The sequence below is a fragment of the Desulfosarcina sp. genome, from assembly GCF_055467485.1.
The window spans coordinates 18,419-34,526 of record NZ_JBUOIV010000012.1 but is presented as its reverse complement, the minus strand read 5'-3'; the positions used below and the strand labels follow the sequence as shown (position 1 = coordinate 34,526).

The 16,108-nt window shown below is 56.6% G+C and carries 12 protein-coding genes; 4 read left to right on the top strand and 8 right to left on the bottom strand.

The window, feature by feature from the left end:
• Positions 1-37 precede the first annotated feature (37 nt).
• Complete coding sequence (locus ACZCED_RS08090; protein WP_464860586.1) at positions 38-1,183, bottom strand: 4Fe-4S binding protein; 1,146 nt, start codon at positions 1,181-1,183, stop codon at positions 38-40.
• A gap of 152 nt (positions 1,184-1,335) precedes the next feature.
• Between ACZCED_RS08090 and ACZCED_RS08085 the strand changes: the two genes are divergently transcribed.
• The gene (locus ACZCED_RS08085; protein WP_464860585.1) at positions 1,336-3,447 is read left to right on the top strand and encodes a M1 family metallopeptidase; all 2,112 of its coding nucleotides are present in this window, start codon (positions 1,336-1,338) and stop codon (positions 3,445-3,447) included.
• Positions 3,444-4,304 (top strand): ChaN family lipoprotein, encoded by an 861-nt coding sequence (locus ACZCED_RS08080; RefSeq protein WP_464860584.1) that lies wholly within the window; start codon positions 3,444-3,446, stop codon positions 4,302-4,304. The genes ACZCED_RS08085 and ACZCED_RS08080 overlap by 4 nt, the downstream gene beginning before the upstream one ends.
• A 79-nt stretch (positions 4,305-4,383) precedes the next feature.
• Here ACZCED_RS08080 and nhaD read toward each other — a convergent pair whose 3' ends face one another.
• The 7 genes from nhaD to ACZCED_RS08045 form a co-directional block, all read right to left on the bottom strand.
• On the bottom strand, positions 4,384-6,237 hold the full coding sequence (gene nhaD, locus ACZCED_RS08075; RefSeq protein ID WP_464860583.1) for a sodium:proton antiporter NhaD: 1,854 nt from the start codon (positions 6,235-6,237) through the stop codon (positions 4,384-4,386).
• Positions 6,238-6,610: 373 nt separating this feature from the next.
• Positions 6,611-7,426: a lytic transglycosylase domain-containing protein gene (locus ACZCED_RS08070; protein WP_464860582.1), complete on the bottom strand. Its 816-nt coding sequence runs from the start codon at positions 7,424-7,426 to the stop codon at positions 6,611-6,613.
• A 599-nt stretch (positions 7,427-8,025) separates the two neighbouring features.
• Positions 8,026-8,733, bottom strand: a complete 708-nt coding sequence (locus tag ACZCED_RS08065; RefSeq protein WP_462971679.1) for an ABC transporter ATP-binding protein — start codon at positions 8,731-8,733, stop codon at positions 8,026-8,028.
• Complete coding sequence (locus ACZCED_RS08060) at positions 8,726-9,517, bottom strand: ABC transporter ATP-binding protein (RefSeq protein WP_464860581.1); 792 nt, start codon at positions 9,515-9,517, stop codon at positions 8,726-8,728. Before ACZCED_RS08060 ends, ACZCED_RS08065 begins: the two co-directional genes overlap by 8 nt.
• An 87-nt stretch (positions 9,518-9,604) precedes the next feature.
• Positions 9,605-10,810 carry an ABC transporter permease subunit gene (locus tag ACZCED_RS08055; RefSeq protein WP_462971677.1) on the bottom strand — a complete coding sequence of 402 codons (1,206 nt, stop codon included), beginning with the start codon at positions 10,808-10,810 and terminating at the stop codon, positions 9,605-9,607.
• Positions 10,811-10,883: 73 nt separating this feature from the next.
• On the bottom strand, positions 10,884-11,786 hold the full coding sequence (locus ACZCED_RS08050; protein WP_464860580.1) for a branched-chain amino acid ABC transporter permease: 903 nt from the start codon (positions 11,784-11,786) through the stop codon (positions 10,884-10,886).
• 132 nt (positions 11,787-11,918) lie between these two features.
• Positions 11,919-13,043, bottom strand: coding sequence for a branched-chain amino acid ABC transporter substrate-binding protein (locus ACZCED_RS08045; RefSeq protein ID WP_462968502.1), 1,125 nt, complete (start codon positions 13,041-13,043; stop codon positions 11,919-11,921).
• A gap of 424 nt (positions 13,044-13,467) precedes the next feature.
• On the opposite strand from ACZCED_RS08045, the gene ACZCED_RS08040 reads away from it, so the two are divergent.
• Together ACZCED_RS08040 and ACZCED_RS08035 are read left to right on the top strand one after the other, a co-directional pair.
• The gene (locus tag ACZCED_RS08040; protein WP_462968501.1) at positions 13,468-14,325 is read left to right on the top strand and encodes an NAD(+)/NADH kinase; all 858 of its coding nucleotides are present in this window, start codon (positions 13,468-13,470) and stop codon (positions 14,323-14,325) included.
• A 97-nt stretch (positions 14,326-14,422) separates the two neighbouring features.
• Positions 14,423-16,081 carry an FG-GAP-like repeat-containing protein gene (locus tag ACZCED_RS08035; protein ID WP_464860579.1) on the top strand — a complete coding sequence of 553 codons (1,659 nt, stop codon included), beginning with the start codon at positions 14,423-14,425 and terminating at the stop codon, positions 16,079-16,081.
• The last annotated feature ends 27 nt before the right edge of the window (positions 16,082-16,108 follow it).

Below are 16,108 nucleotides of genomic sequence, written 5' to 3'. Positions count from 1 at the left end.
ACGTGTAGGACGCCTCTTCATCGGCGTCGATCCTTTTTCAGGCATTGTTCGTCGATCTCCTGGACGACAGATAACGATCCCGCTGGGATTTTCCGATTTCGGCAGCTAATTGAAAAGGGCCTATTTTTTTTCTTTTCCAGGCGGTTCGCAACAAGGCGGTTGCCATGTTCGCCGGCACCCGGGGCTGCTGTGACCGGGGCTTGCGGGTTAGCCGGAGGCACCCGGCGGGACAGGTGGACACGCACAGGCCACATCCGATGCAACGGTGCTTGTTCAGCTGAGCCGTTTTGCCTTTAAGCGCCAGTGCACCCATCTGGCAGCGTTCCAGGCAAATGCCGCAACCCGTGCACCGATCGTCATCCAGCTGCACGGCAAAGGGGGCGGCCACCAGCTCGGCCGGTTTCGGATAGGTGTTGACGGTGCGCAGCACACCGCAGCAGCACCCGCAGCAGCAGCAAATCCAGGCTGGATCCCGGCTGTTGCTGGGCTGAAGGACCAGCCCGGCACGATCCGCGGTCTCCAGGAGTTCCATCACCGTCTGCCGGTCCACCGGCCGGCCGATACCCGATTGAATGAAATAGCTGCCGGCATCGCCGAAAGAGATGCACGCGTCAAGGGGCCCGTCGCAGCCGTGGCCGGCCATGCGCCGCTCTTTTCGGCAGATGCAGGGGGAGATCACAAAGTGGTCTTTGGAACGGATCAACGCCGCCGCCGCTTCATGGGGCATGACAGGCAGCTTCGGATCGATGCTCCGGTTCACCGGGATGGTGCGCATCTGAGGGGCGCGACGCCAGGCGTCGGCATTGAAAAGGACTGGAATATAATCGGTCATGTCCGCCACCAACTCGCGGTCCAGGCGATTGACCTGGAACTCCCAGATGCCCACCACAAACTGGCAAGCCATGTAGCGAGGCGATTTTCCTTCGGATTCCAGCTTCAGGATCAACCCTTTTTGCCACATGGATTCCAGCATCGTCGCTGCCTTGTCGTGAACCCATCCACAACGATAGGCAATGACCCGGGCCGTCTCCGGGATCAATGTCAGATGGCAGGCCAACCGGGCCTCGGCTTCCGTGAACAGACGCCTTAGTATTCGCAACTCCCGGCCGTCCGGGGTAGACGGAAACCCTCCGGGAAGTCGATCCAGGTGCTCGGCCAGTTCTTGGTATACCGTGTTCTCCATACCTCGGGAGCCTTAGCACGAATTTACACGGTGGAAAAAGGAAAATCCTTTGACGATTGCATTTGGCCCAGGAAAGCTTACGTTTTTAGGCAAATTATATCCAACACACCTGCCGCCCCCTCGGGACGGGTATGCATATCAGGAGAAACCTCGTGAGACGACAAGCTATTCGCCTTGCCCTGATTTATCTGTTGGTTTTGGCCGGGACATATGCCACTGTCGAGTCAGCCCGGGCAACAGATGCAATTGCGCACCACGATCTGACCATTCACCTGTTTCCCGAACGATCAGAATTGGGAGGCCTGGATCGGATCCGCATGCAACGGCCGGAAAAAGGTCCCGTCCACCTGCTTCTTTCTCCTCGCGCCCGTATCCTGGACGTTCGCATAAATGGCCACGAGCCCCCCTATGCTTTCAACCGGGGACGGTTGACCCTGAATCCGGATCTCAACGATTCGAGCCAAATCCTCGATCTGAGCCTACGCTATACCTGCCGGTTCGACGACCCTGCGCCGGTACGCCCCGTTAACACCGACAACCCGGGGTTTGGGGTCACTGGCACGATATCCGTTTCGGGCACATTTCTGCTGTCCGGCGCAGGCTGGTACCCTCGGGTGGAAAAGGCCCTGCAGTCATTGATGCTGACCGTGGATGGACCCGGTGACACCGCAGCGGTCACCGCCGGCCGGCTCCTGGGCATCGACCATCGGGGCGGAAGAACCGTCAGTCGCTGGCAGATCGACAACCATCTAGAGGGATTGAGCCTTTCCGCCGGCCCCTATGTGGTCGAAAAACGGGCACTGGACGGGCTGACCGCCACCACCTACTTTCTCTCTGAAAATCAGGACCTGGCACCGCGTTATCTGGAAGCATCCCTGCGCTACCTGAAACGATATAGCGACCTTTTCGGGACCTATCCCTTCGATGGATTTGCTGTTGTCGAAAACTTTTTCCCCACCGGTTACGGCTTTCCCGGCTACACCCTCATGGGAGGCAGGGTCCTGCAACTGCCATTTATCCCGGAAACGAGCCTGCCCCACGAAATCGTTCACAGCTGGTGGGGCAACGGGGTGTTGGTTGACGCCACTTCGGGCAACTGGTGCGAGGGCCTGACGTCCTATACGGCTGATTACCTGATCAAAGAGCAGACATCACCCCGTGCGGCAGCGGATTACCGGCGCCAGGCCCTGCGCAACTTTGCGACACTGGTATCACCAACGGTCGATTTCCCCCTCAGCCGTTTCCTGAGCCGCACCGATCCGGCCACCAAGGCGGTGGGCTATGACAAATCCACCATGGTCTTTCACATGCTGCGCAGGGAAGTGGGCGAGGATGCATTCTGGGCATCACTGCGGCATCTTTACGGGCAATTCCGCTTCAGGCACGCGTCATGGAAGGATCTTCAGGCGTGCTTTGAAGCGCAAGCGGGACGATCCCTGGACACGTTCTTCCGTCAATGGGTCCACCGGCCGGGTGCCCCGCAAATACGGCTTGAAAATGTCAGGCTGATCAAAGGCAGCCAGGGATGTCGGACCGTCGGCAGCCTGGTCCAGGAAAACCCCTTTTACGACATTGCACTGGAACTGACCCTGGATACCCATGAGGGTCCGGCGGCCCAATCGATCCGCTTGTCCGAACGATTGGCGGATTTTGAAATCATCAGCCGCACGTGCCCCCGGTCGCTCACCGTCGACCCTGATCATCATCTTTTTAGGCGACTCAGTCCTGAAGAAATGCCTCCCACGGTCAACACCCTGAAAGGCTCGACATCCGTCGCGATGGTGGTTGCGGATCGCTTGGGTCAGAGCGGCGAGGCCATCGCCCTTTATTTTTCCAAAGCCATGGGATTGGACAGCGTCCGAATGATTCTTGAAGCCGATGTTATGGCGGCGGCCGACGCCATCAATCTGCTGTTCATCGGCCTGCCCGATCAACTGGAGGCGCTTAGGCTGTTTCCTGACGAACTGGCACTGTCACCCACGGCCTTTGACGCTGGAGGGCAGCATTTCAACGGATCGGAAGATGTACTGTTCGCCGTGGCCCGGCACCCCGACCATTCCGGGAGGACCGTCGCCCTCCTGCACACGCGCTCCACGGAGGCGGCCATTCAGGCAGCACTGAAAATACCCCATTACGGCCGCTATAGTTACCTGGCCTTCAGTGATGGCCACAACCGCATCAAAGGCACGTGGGAAGTCAACGATTCGCCGGTAATGGTCCGCTGGAAACCGGACCCACCCAACAACCAAGGAGCCCGTCCATGACCACCTTCAGCCGCAAAGCGATCATGGGTTTACTGGTATTCTCGATCCTGGCGCTGGCAGCCACCTGCCGCGAACCCAAACAGGCAGTCCCGCTGAAGCTGTTCGATCTTCAGACGCGGCAACGAATAACCGGCGTGCAGGCCGTGGACGCACTGAAAAGTGCCCGCATCCTGCTGGTGGGCGAACACCACACCGATCAGCGCCACCACGACGCTCAACTGCTGGTCATCCAGGCGCTCAAGGCGCAATCGGTTCCTCTTTCCATCGGATTGGAGATGTTTCGCAAGGATGGACAGGCCGCATTGGATCAATGGGTGGCCGGCGAGTTGGATGAGGCGGACTTCGAACCGATCTACCTGGACAACTGGAATTTTCCCTGGTCGCTCTACCGAAGCATTTTCGTCTACGCCCGGGATATGAAGATACCCATGGTCGGGCTGAATGTCTCCCGGGAGATCACCCGGCAGGTGGCCCAGAAGGGATTCGCTTCGCTTTCCGATCGCCAGCGAGGAGAACTGGAGGGCGTCACCTGCAATGTAACCCGTGAATATCGGGATTTTATCCGCAGCGCCTTCGGCGCCCACGGCCACGGCAACATGGATTTCGTCCGTTTTTGCGAAGCTCAGCTGGTCTGGGACACGGCCATGGCCATCAACGCCCTCAACCACCTGGCGCAGCATCCTGATCGGGTCATGGTGCTGCTGGCCGGATCGGGCCATGCACGCAAGATGGGAATTCCCTACCAGATCGAGAACCGGTTGCCGATTCCGACCACCGTACTGCTGCCGTATGCCTCGGACATCTTCGAACCCGCGACACTGACCCGCGCCGATGCGGATTTTATCATCATGCCCTGAACGACCTGGGCGCCGACTGCTGCCGGCGCCCATTCCTTATCCCTCGACCCATTATGGGCTTCACGTTACCGGTCTGGTTTCATATCAAGTGGGCATTGATGAACAGGTGACAAACAATGCTGGCAGCATACCCCAGCATAATGATGGGCGTCCATTTCAGGTGGGCGCCGAAGGTGTAGGTTCCCCGGGCCGTCCCCATGAGGGCGACCCCGGCGGCGGAACCGATGGATAGCATGCTGCCCCCCACGCCGGCGGTCAGGGTCACCAGCAGCCATTGGCCGTGGGACATGGCCGGATCCATGGTCAGCACGGCGAACATCACCGGGATATTGTCGACGATGGCGGATAGAAACCCCACGATGACGTTGGCCCACGTCGCCCCCAGGTCGTGGTACATATACTGGGAAACGGCTGCCAGGTAGCCGAACTGTGCCAGCCCCCCCACACACAGTATCACGCCATAGAAAAACAAGAGGGTGTCCCACTCGGCCCGGGCAATTTTTTTCATGAGGTCGAAATGCTGGGCGGCGGCTTTTTTTTCCGTATAGTCCTGCAGCACTTCCACGGCTCCGATCAGGTTGCCGGTTTCGTCCTTCAGTGGCGCCCCCGAGAAGGAGACCCAGCGGCCCTCTTTACCCAGTGTCGGCACAAACCGGGATGCCTCATAGGCACCCTCGATATACTCGTTGCGTTTGAAATGGCCTTCATAATGCTGATCGATCATCTTTTCCGGCATATAGTTGAGCACCAGGTCGGCCATCACCGGCTGTTCATTCTCGTAAAAAGGTTTCCATTGGTTGCGGGTGCCGACCACTTCCGCCGCCTTGATGCCGGTAAATGTTTCGCAAAGACGGTTCCAGTGGGTGATCACATGATTGACATCAATGGCAAAGGCCGGCAGAGACACCGTCTCCATGATGTCCGCCAGATCCAGTTTGCTCTTGACGATAGTGGTGATCGGGTAGACGGACTCGGCGCCTCGCGCGCCCAGAATATAATCATAGCGCTCCGAACGCCCCTCGTGAAGCTTGATATGGTAGGACAGCGGCCCCAGAAACCCCAGTCCCAGCATCATGCCGGCCACCGGAGGAAGGTGCAGGAAGTTATGAAAACAAACCGCGGTGGCAATGGTCACCAAAAAAAAGGCCATAATGGCTTTGGCCCCGTATTTCATCTGGACATTTTCATCGATTATTTTGGGTATACCCTTTTCTATGGCCAGACTCATGACCCCCGCAGGGATCAGCCAGTTTACCAGGGAGGGAAAAAAGATATTGAAAAATTCAGAGAACTGGACCTTCCCTTTCTGCCATACCATCAGCGTGGTAATGTCTCCGAAAGGCGAAAAGGCCCCGCCAGCGTTGGCGGCAACCACTATATTGATGCAGGCCAGGGCCACAAATTTTTTGTTGTCGCCGCCCACGGCCATGACCACGGCCCCCATCAGCAGTGCCGTTGTCAGGTTGTCGGCGATGGGGGAGATGACGAATGCCAGGGCGCCAGTCACCCAGAAAATCATCCGCAAGGAGAGTCCCCGGGACACCAGATACGCCCGCAGGGACTGGAAGACGTTGCGCTCTTCCATGGCGTTGATGTAAGTCATGGCGGCCAGCAGAAATAAAAACAACTCCGCATATTCAAGCAGGCTGTGCTTGATCGCTTCGTGGGCCGTGTGGGTGTCACCGATTCGAATGTAGGCAATGGCCAGGAGCACCCAGACGATGCCGGCAGCCAAAAGCACCGGCTTGCTTTTTCGCAGATGAATCGTGTTTTCAAGGGGCACCAACGCGTAGGCCAGCACGAAAACAATGATACCCAGATAGCCGTATACCGTGCCGGTCAGGTTAGCCGATGCAGCCGCGCCATGCCCCCCTTGAGCCCACGCGAGCACCGGCATCAGCATAATCGGTATGAACCACAAGAACCTTCTCATGTTGACCTCATTTTTCGATGTTGACACCATTCAATCAGGCTGTCCCCTCCCATTTTCGATCATTCATGCATGCCGATATCAATGGTCAGGACCAGCGCAATGCGAAATGCTGATCCCCTCAGGGCCACCAAACGTACGATCCGCTGGTCGGACAGATACGTGAGCCTCTTTTGAGCATCGAATGGCCGTTAAAAAAAGGGGGCACTATAGGCGATCGATTCGCAGATGCCAATATTTTTTATCGGCGAATCTGATCACAGGGTGAGAGGAGCCATTTAAAGGTATCGGAAAAACCGAACAAGGACGGCTTGAAAGGAGGGCACCCTGGACTGTTGACTGTCATCGAGGAAACCGGGTGTTGAACGGTTGAGCGTCAGGCCAGCCTTCGGGAGCCGGCCGTTTTTTGCATTTTGAACTTTTTGTGAAATTTGAGCACTTTTTTGATGTAGCGCTGGGTGGCCTTGAACGGGGGGACCCCCTCATAGTTTCGAACGTGGCGTGATCCGGCATTGTAGGCAGCCAAGGCCAGTTGCACATCACCATCGAACCGGTCAAGCAGCGACCGGAAATAGCGGACACCGCCATCAATGTTCTCCTCCGGGTCATAGATATCCTCAACTCCCAGGGATTTGGCTGTGGACGGCATGAGTTGCATCAGTCCCCGGGCCCCTTTTTTCGATTTGGCCTTGGGATTGTAGCCGGATTCCGCAAGAATAATGGCCCGGATCAGGTGCGGGTCCACTTCGTATCGACCGGCCGCCTGGATGATGATACCGTGGAATGGAATGGATTCGTTGGGCACCTCACCATCCGTCAACGATGATATTTCCGAGAGCGTGTCGGCCCGGTCCGGACCCGCATCGATTTCCGGGAGCGCCAGACACACGTCAAATACCGGCGGCGCCCAGGCCGCTTCGATATCCGGCAACGTCCAGGCCGCGTCAAAGACGGGCATTGCCGGGCCTGCTTCGACAACCGGAAATTCGGACACGGGTTCCGATGCCAGTCTTATCGTTTCCGGAGGCTGCGGCATGGCCAGTACCGGGGTGGCGTACGCTTGGATCCCGGCGCGTTTGGTAAAGGTACAGGCGGCGGTCAGCAAAAAGGTGCAGACGGCTACCGTAACGAAAAAAACGGCGACATCTTTCAAATGGGAACGTATGGGGGGATGTTGATTATCTGGATTCATGGCATTTCACATGGGTAAGGGTTGACCAGTGGGCTGCAACGCCTTGTTTCAAACTTAATGCTGTTTTAGCAAATAGAATGCCGAACCGCCCTTAAATAAAACATTCTGTTTTTAATTCAAAGCAGTTAGGTCGTAACCCGTGCGGGTTTCAGACTGTCCGGTGTGAAAACCGTTCATCACAAACTATGGCATTTTCACCACATTGTGAAATAAATTTCTCATTAAAGATTCCACGCGGTGATCCCTGAAGAATTTTATGCGTGTAACGCCAGTGCGTTGGCAAAGCACGGATATACCAACCGGTTTCCAGTCCGTTCGCTGTAGCCGTTTACGCACTTGTTCGAAAATCATTGAGAAACAGTCGCACCACTAAATAGCGTAGGATCTGCAACATTGAAAGTCTATATGGAGTATAGGCAAGGCACTCTATAGGTTTTTTTAGGCAGCCTGTCAAGGACCGAAAACACACGCCAAAAGCGTGGTTTCAGTCTCTGGGTAAGGTTCAGTCGACCGAGGCTGCAAGGCTCAACACCCGCGGACGGCATCCATCCGGTCACTCTCTTTCATGTTCGTCCGGGTTGAATTGCATGGCTGCAATGCTAAATACCCAGGTAGGCCTTTTTCACATCCTCATTGGTCAGCAGTCTGTCGGCGGCATCGGAAAGGGTAATCCGGCCATTTTCCATGACGTATCCACGGTGGGCGACCTTCAGGGCAAGGTTGGCGTTTTGTTCCACCAGAAAAATGGTGGTGTTATTTTCGCTGTTAATTTTCTTTATGATTTCAAATATCTGTTTTACGATCAACGGAGCCAGTCCCAGTGAGGGCTCGTCCAGCAAAAGCAGGCGGGGTCGAGCCATCAGGGCTCGGGATATGGCCAGCATCTGCTGCTCGCCACCGCTCAAGGTGCCTCCGGCCTGGTTGCGCCGTTCCGCAAGGATGGGAAACAGGCTGAACACATAGTCCAGGTCCGAATTCACGCCGTCCTTGTCGGTCCGCAAAAAGGCCCCCATATCCAGATTTTCCAGCACGGTAAGATAGGGGAAGATCCGCCGGCCTTCCGGCACTTGACTGATGCCCATGGAGACGATCTTGTCGGGGTTCACCCGGGCAATGGATTCGCCCATAAAACGAACGTCACCGGTGCGCGGAGGTACGATTCCGGAGATGGACATCAAGGTCGTGGTCTTGCCGGCGCCGTTGGCACCGATCAAGGTGATGATTTCCCCCTCTTCCACCTCCAGGCTGACGCCCTTCAGGGCCCGGATATTGCCGTAATAGGAATTAATGTCAACGAGGCTAAGCATCAATATCTTCTCCGAGGTAGGCCTTGATGACGGCCGGATTTCTGCGAATCTCTTCAGGGGTGCCCTGGGCGATCTTCTTGCCGTAGTCCATGACGAAAATGCGATCCGACAGGCTCATAACCAGTTTCATGTCATGCTCGATGAGCAGAATCGAAATCCCCTCGTTTTCACGGATCCTGATGATCAGCTCATCCAATTCGTGCGTTTCTTGGGGATTCATGCCCGCGGCCGGTTCATCCAGCAGCAGCATGAACGGGTCGGTGGCCATGGCCCGGGCAATCTCCAGGCGCCGTTGGGCACCGTAGGGCAGGTTCTTGGCAAAATCATTGACGTATTTTTCGAGGCCGATTTTTTTCAAAATCGTATAGCTTTTCTGAATCACCGCCTCCTCTTCCCGTCGGGTTGAGACGCCGCGGAGAACCGCCCCTAAAATTCCGGCCTTCATGCGGCAGTGACACCCGATCATGACATTTTCCAGGACGGTCATGTTGTGAAAGAGGCGGATATTCTGAAACGTCCTTGCCAGCCCTTTTTCGGTAACTTTATTGGGCTTGATCCCGTTGATCCGCACGGTTTTGCCATTTTTGGGAGGCGAGATGAGGACATCTCCTCCGGTGGGATCGTATATGCCGGTGATGCAGTTGAAAAACGTGGTCTTGCCAGCCCCGTTGGGGCCGATCAGGGCCACGATTTCACCCTGGCGAACATCCAGATCAATCTTGTCCAGGGCCCGGAGCCCGCCAAAATTCATGGTCAGTTGTTTTACGTCGAGTATTGGTTCCATATCCATGTCTGTTCAGGTAAAAACCGTTGTGGGAGCCTCACTTCGCATCGCATGTCTACCGTCACCAGGGAAGGCAGGGCGAAATGATCAGGCCGTCTCCTTGTATTGATAGGTTCGCCGGACCGTTTCCACGATACCACCTGGCCTGAACACCATCATCACCACCAGCACCGCGCCGAATGCCAGAATGCGATATTCCGACAGAAAACGCAGGTATTCGGGCAGCAGAATCAAAATAAAGGCGCCGACGATGACACCCACAATGGATCCCATGCCTCCCAACACCACCACGCACAGGATGTTGATCGATTCCCAGAGGGTAAAGCTGGCCGGGTTGATGAAGGTGGTTTTAGCGGCGAAAACCACCCCGGCAAAGCCGGCCCAGGTGGCGCCCAGGGCGAAGGCCATGAGTTTGGTTTTGCGTTTGTCGATGCCCATGGCCTGGCAGGCCACCTCATCCTCACGAAGGGCGATCCAGGCCCTGCCGATCCGTGAGTTCTGAAGCCGGTTGACCACGAAGATAGTGAACAGGGCCAAAACGATCATCATGAAATAGATGTAGATCGTCGCCTGCTCGATGTTCATCTCTACATTGAAGAAGCCCGGACGGGGAATATTGGCGATACCGCTGGGCCCGAAGGAGAACTCGTTCCAGTTCTCCATGATCAGGCGGATGATCTCGCCGAATCCTAATGTGACAATAGCCAGGTAATCCCCCCGCAACCGCAGTACGGGAAATCCGAGGATGATGCCGAACAGGGCTGCCAGTCCGGCGCCGATGCCGAGCACGGTCCAGAAACCGAGGCCAAAATGGTAGTTTAGCAGGGCATAGGAGTAAGCGCCGACGCAGTAAAAGGCGGCATAACCCAGGTCCAGCAGACCTGCGACGCCCACCACAATGTTAAGCCCCAAGCCCAGCAGCACATAGATCAGGGCCGTAATCATGATGTTGGTCTGATAGATCGAAAAGACGAATGGAAAGGCCACTGCGCCGATACTGACCACGAACAGTGCGGGGATAGTGAACCGCCGATCACCCAGCAACCGCTGGCTCAGGGTCACCCGGGCAATACCATCGACCTCCGTTTTCTGGGTGCCTAGTTCCTTACGGCGGATCAGGTAGCGCCAGACGGCACTCAGCACAAAGCTGCCGACGGCCACGAGCAACAGGTTGCCCCAGCGCCACTGGATGATGTTTTCCACCGTGTTGACCCGGATCACCATGATCGGAAAGGTCAAGAACATGAACCAGAGTGAGACAACAAATGATTTTTTAAGTTCGTTTACTATCATGGGGAACGCCATCTCGATACGCAGCTGACCGACAGACAGTGGCTGCCGGCCACAATGAATGTATTAAAAACCATTACACCTTTTCCGAACTAGAACGGCCCAGGATGCCGGCCGGCCTGAAGATCAGGATCAAGACCAGAAAAATGAAGGCAAACACGTCCTCGTAGTCACTGGAGATGTACCCGGTAAAAAAGGACTCGGTCCACCCGAGCACCAACGACCCCAGGACCGCCCCGGGGATCGACCCGATGCCGCCCAGCACCGCCGCCACGAAGGCTTTGATTCCGGCGATGAAGCCGATGTAGAAATTGATCTGGCCGATGTGGGAAGCGATCAGCACTCCGCCGATGGCGGCGGTGGCGGAGCCGATAATAAAAGTGACCGATATCACCCGGTTGACGTCAACGCCAACCAGCTGGGCCATGTCCCGGTCCTGGGCCGTGGCTCGCATGGCCTTGCCGATTTTCGAGAACTTGATCAACAGCGTCAGCAAAACCATGACAATCGTGGTGGTGACCAGGATCACCAGTTCAGGCGAACCGATGATGTGGGCAATCGGCTCCATAAATTCAAAATCGGGGATCAGTCCGGGAAAGGGCATGAAATCCGAGGTCTGAGCCAGGAGCACATAGTTTTGCAGGAACAGGGACATGCCGATGGCGCTGATCAGGGCCGACAGGCGCGGGGCCTTTCTCAGCGGCTTGTAGGCGATCTTCTCCATCGTAAAGCCATAGGCCGATGAATAGACCACGGCTACCGCTGCGGCAATTAGTAGGATGGCAACCTGGTTCCACCCCAGCATGGTGAGCACGCTGATCACGATCAGGGCGGTGAAGGCGCCGATCATATAAATCTCGCCATGGGCAAAGTTGATTAATTGTACGATGCCGTAGACCATGGTGTAACCAAGGGCAATCAGCGCATAGATGCTGCCCCGGGTGAGCCCGCCCAGAAAAAGCTCGAAAAAATATTCCATTTTATAGAACCATATTCCGTAAAAGGATATCGCCCCGGGAATGGTATGCGGGCGATCAAGGGTGCCGTTAAGATAAATCAGGGGTCAGACGCGTGCTTGTCTGCCCCCTGATTGATCGAGCAATCACTTGGCCTATTTCAATTCGACATAGGCACCGTTTTTGACCTGGTACATGGAAAATCCCACGCCGATGGCATCACCGCGGTCATCGAAGCGGATCTTGCCCAGGGGTGTTTCCACATCCTTGGTCCGAAGGGCATTGGTTACCGCATCGTAATCGGTGCTGCCGGCCTGCTCGATGGCGTTGAGCAGGGCGATGGCTGCGGCGTAAGCATTCAGATAGAATGCGCCCGGATCGGCACCGTAAGCTTTTTTGTGCGCCTCGTTGGCCGCGATGGCCATGGGGTTGCTGGAAACGTCCATGGGACCGGTGGCGTAGACGCCCTCTGCGTATTTCTGGGCCACTTTGATGAAGGTGTCGTCCTTGACGCCGTCATCGGAGATAAAGATGGTGTCCATTCTCTTTTTACGCATCTGGGTCACGATTTTGGAGGCTTCCGGATGGTAGCCGCCAAAAATGACCGCCTCGGCATCGCTTTTCTTGATTTTTTGAACGACGGCACTGTAGTCCACGGCACCCGGGGTGATACCCTCGTAGAAGACGACTTCGGCCCGGGGGTCCTTTTCCAGGAAGTCCTTGGCGAACTCAGCCAGACCCTTGCCGTAGTCGCCCTTGTCGTGCAGCACAGCGATCTTCTTCAACTTCAGGACGTCCAGTGCAAAATCAACTTCCAACCGTGCCTGGGCATCGTCGGAGGCGATGGTACGGAAAAAGTTGGGGTAGTCGCCGCTTTGGGTCAACGCAGGGTTGGTGGCAGACGGAGACATGACCGGGACATTGGAGTCTTTGTAAATTCCCAAAGCCGCCTTGGTGGCTCCGGAGCAGATGTGTCCCAGCACCACATGGGCGCCTTCGGAAACCAGCTTGGTGGCCGTGTTGGTGGCGACTTCAGGCTTGCACACATCATCCTCCACCAGCAGTTCCACTTGTTTGCCGAGAACGCCGCCCTTGGCATTGATGTCTTTTACCACCAGTTCAGCGGCTTTGATGGTCGGAATACCATAGGAGGCAAGGTCTCCACTGTGGGGGCCCGCAACGCCAAGTTTAATGGTATCAGCTGCAGTGGCAGTTGTGGCAACGACCATGAATACACCGACAATTGCAACGATAAGAAACTGTGCCAAACGATTTTTCATCACGCCTCTCCTTCTCAAGTGGTTTTGGTGAATATTCCCCTCCAAGTAAACACGACTGTATAATAGAGTTGCCGATGGCCAGTCAAGTTAAAAGGCTGCCGGATGACAGGCACGTCCCAGTGGTGGGTCCAGCTTCATTGCTATTAAATTCATAGGGTTTACATTTTGCTGCCGGCAATATGCCTACGGGATGAAGGGTCTGCCCAGAAGCGAATGAAGCTAATTCATTTATTTATTGGTTAATATGGATTGTATATGATCCGGAGCAGTTGATGTCAACTGCATTCCACACGAGGCGACGCTTTCACACCATTTTCCCGACTGCCGATCTTGAACTTGCCCTGACCACCAAACCCATGTATGACGATAAATTAGATCAACTTCCATCGTAACCCGGAAAATTATCAGGACCGCGATTCCCATCATGAAAAAAACCATTGGTCTGGTGGTCAAAGATGAAGGCAATGCCCGACAGCAGGCCGACCGGTTCGAGCACTGGCTTGTCAACAAAGGGCTCGCCGTTATCCGACGGCAAATCGGGCTTCCCGCTGAAAAGCCATCGCAAGGATCACGGAAACGGTCACCGAAATCGCTTGCCTGCGTATTCGTTCTGGGTGGCGACGGTACTTTTTTGAGTGCCGTTCGCTGGATCGGAGACCAGCAAACCCCCATCATCGGCGTCAAATTTGGCGAAGTCGGTTTCCTGGCGGAGACCACGGAAGACCACCTGTGTGAGGTCGCCGAGGCTATCCTGGCCGATCAGTATGCCACGCGGCCACAAATGCGGCTGCGAATTCAGGCCCTGCGCGAAGGTGTGGAAATCGCCCGGGAGTCCGCCTTCAATGACGTGGTCATCAACAAAGGCGCCCTGGCCCGACTGGCCCGGATTCGTACGCATATCGACGACCGGTTCCTCACCGATTACCGTGCCGATGGGCTCATCGTCGCCACACCCACCGGATCCACCGCCTATTCCCTGGCCGCCGGCGGCCCGATCATCCACCCGTCGGTACCCGGCATACTCATCACGCCCATCTGTCCCTTTACCCTGACCAACCGGCCGTTGATGGTCCCCGATTCGGCTGTGATCAGCATCCAGTTGGCCGAAGACACGTCGGACATCATGCTGACCTGCGACGGCCAGGTGGGAATGAAAATCGATGAACGGGACACCATCATCATCAGCAAGAGCCCCAGCCCGGTCCAGATGATCACCCTTCCCGACCACAACTACTTCGATGTCCTGAAGGCCAAGCTGAAGTGGAGCGGCGGCCGGGTGTAATTGAAGCGCCGTTCAGAAACAAATTGCACTTTTATTTTTCAAAGGTTCATGTTAACAAGGTTCACACGCCTGAAACAGGAAAAGGAGACTCTCTGATTTGAAGCGCTATCCACGACGGCTGAATGTTTTTTTCTGCCTATTGACCGCCTTTTCCAGCCTTTTCATTTCACCCGCCCTGGCCGAAGAAAAAGCCAAACGGGTCCTGATCCTTCCACTGACGATTCATTCAGAAAAAGACCTGACATTTCTCGACAAGGGCATCATGGACATGATGGCCTCACGCATCAGCCAGTCAGCCGAGGTGATTCGCAACAGTGCTCCTGCTCCGGGTCAAGATCCCGTCCAGATGGGCAGGGATCTGAGCGCCGACTATGTGGTGACCGGCAGCTTGACCGTCTTCGGCAACAGCGCCAGCACCGACGCGACCCTGACGGCGGTCGATTCCGGCGACACGGCACTTCAGTTCAGCCAGTTCGGCCAGAGCAGCGGCGATGTGCTCATGCACGTCAACCAGTTTGCCAACCAGGTGAGCCAGTACATCGATTCCCTGTCCGCCGCCGCCCCCCGGGTGGCAGCCCCCACAGCGGCCGCACCGGCGGTGATGATCCCCCAGGTGGCCCCCCCCGTTCAACCGACACCGCCCCTGCCGCCTGCGCCTGCCGCAGCACCCCTGGTTGCCGCAACAGCCGGCACGAAATCGACGGAGCCGGCTGACGCCCTGTGGACCAGCAGCCCTTTCAAAGGCACCATCCGTGCCCTGACCACCGGCGATGTGGACGGCGACGGCCGAACGGATATCGTTTTTGCCCATGAAAACCGGATTGCCGTGGAACGCAAGAATGGCGAACGGCTGGATCGGCTGGCCGCCTTTGACGCCGGCAAGCGCCATACCATCATCGCCGTGGATGCCGGAGATATCAACGGCAACGGTACCGACGAAATCTTCGTCACCCGGATGGATGCCCACAGCAAGCTGGATTCGGTCGTACTGGAATGGAGCGGCAATGGTCTGCAGGCCATTGCCAGCGGCCAGAGCTGGTACTTCCGCGTGACCGGCGATCCTGAAAAAGGCAGGATGCTGGTGGGTCAGCGACGGGGCACCCCCTCGTCCAACGACACCGGCGGCCTTTATGCCTATACCCACTTTCTGCCCGGCGTGTTCGAACTCGTCTGGACCGGCAACGATTATCAGGCCGGCCAGCGACTGCCACTGCCCCAAGAGATGACCATCTACCGCTTTGCCCGGGGAGACATCTTCAACGACGGGAAAACCCGGTCCATCGCCTATTCGCCCGGCGACGAGCTGCGCATCTACGACCCGGGCGGCAGCCCCCAGTGGGCCGGCCGGGAGACCCTGGGCGGCAGCCCGCTCTTTCTCGAAGCCACATCCTCAACCGACACCAGAACCACGGACCGTACCTACCTGACCCAACGGTTGATCGTGGCCGATCTTGACGACGATGGCACCGTCGAGGTCGTCACCGTTCACAACCGCGATGCGGCCCGGGGGTTCGTGGAACGATTCAGAAAGTACACCCGCGGGCGGGTCATCGCCCTGCACTGGAACAAGGTCAACATGAAGGAAATTTGGGCCGGCGAGGAGATCAGCGGCTATATCGGCGATTTTTCCCTGGCCGACCTGAACGGTGACGGACGCCTGGAGGCGGTCTACGCCATGGTGATCAGCACCGGATTGACCCAGGCCACGTCCAGCAATATCGTCGTCGAGCAGATTGGCGCGTTGTCGGGCGAGTAGTGGGGACCGACAAAAGGAAAAGTTCCA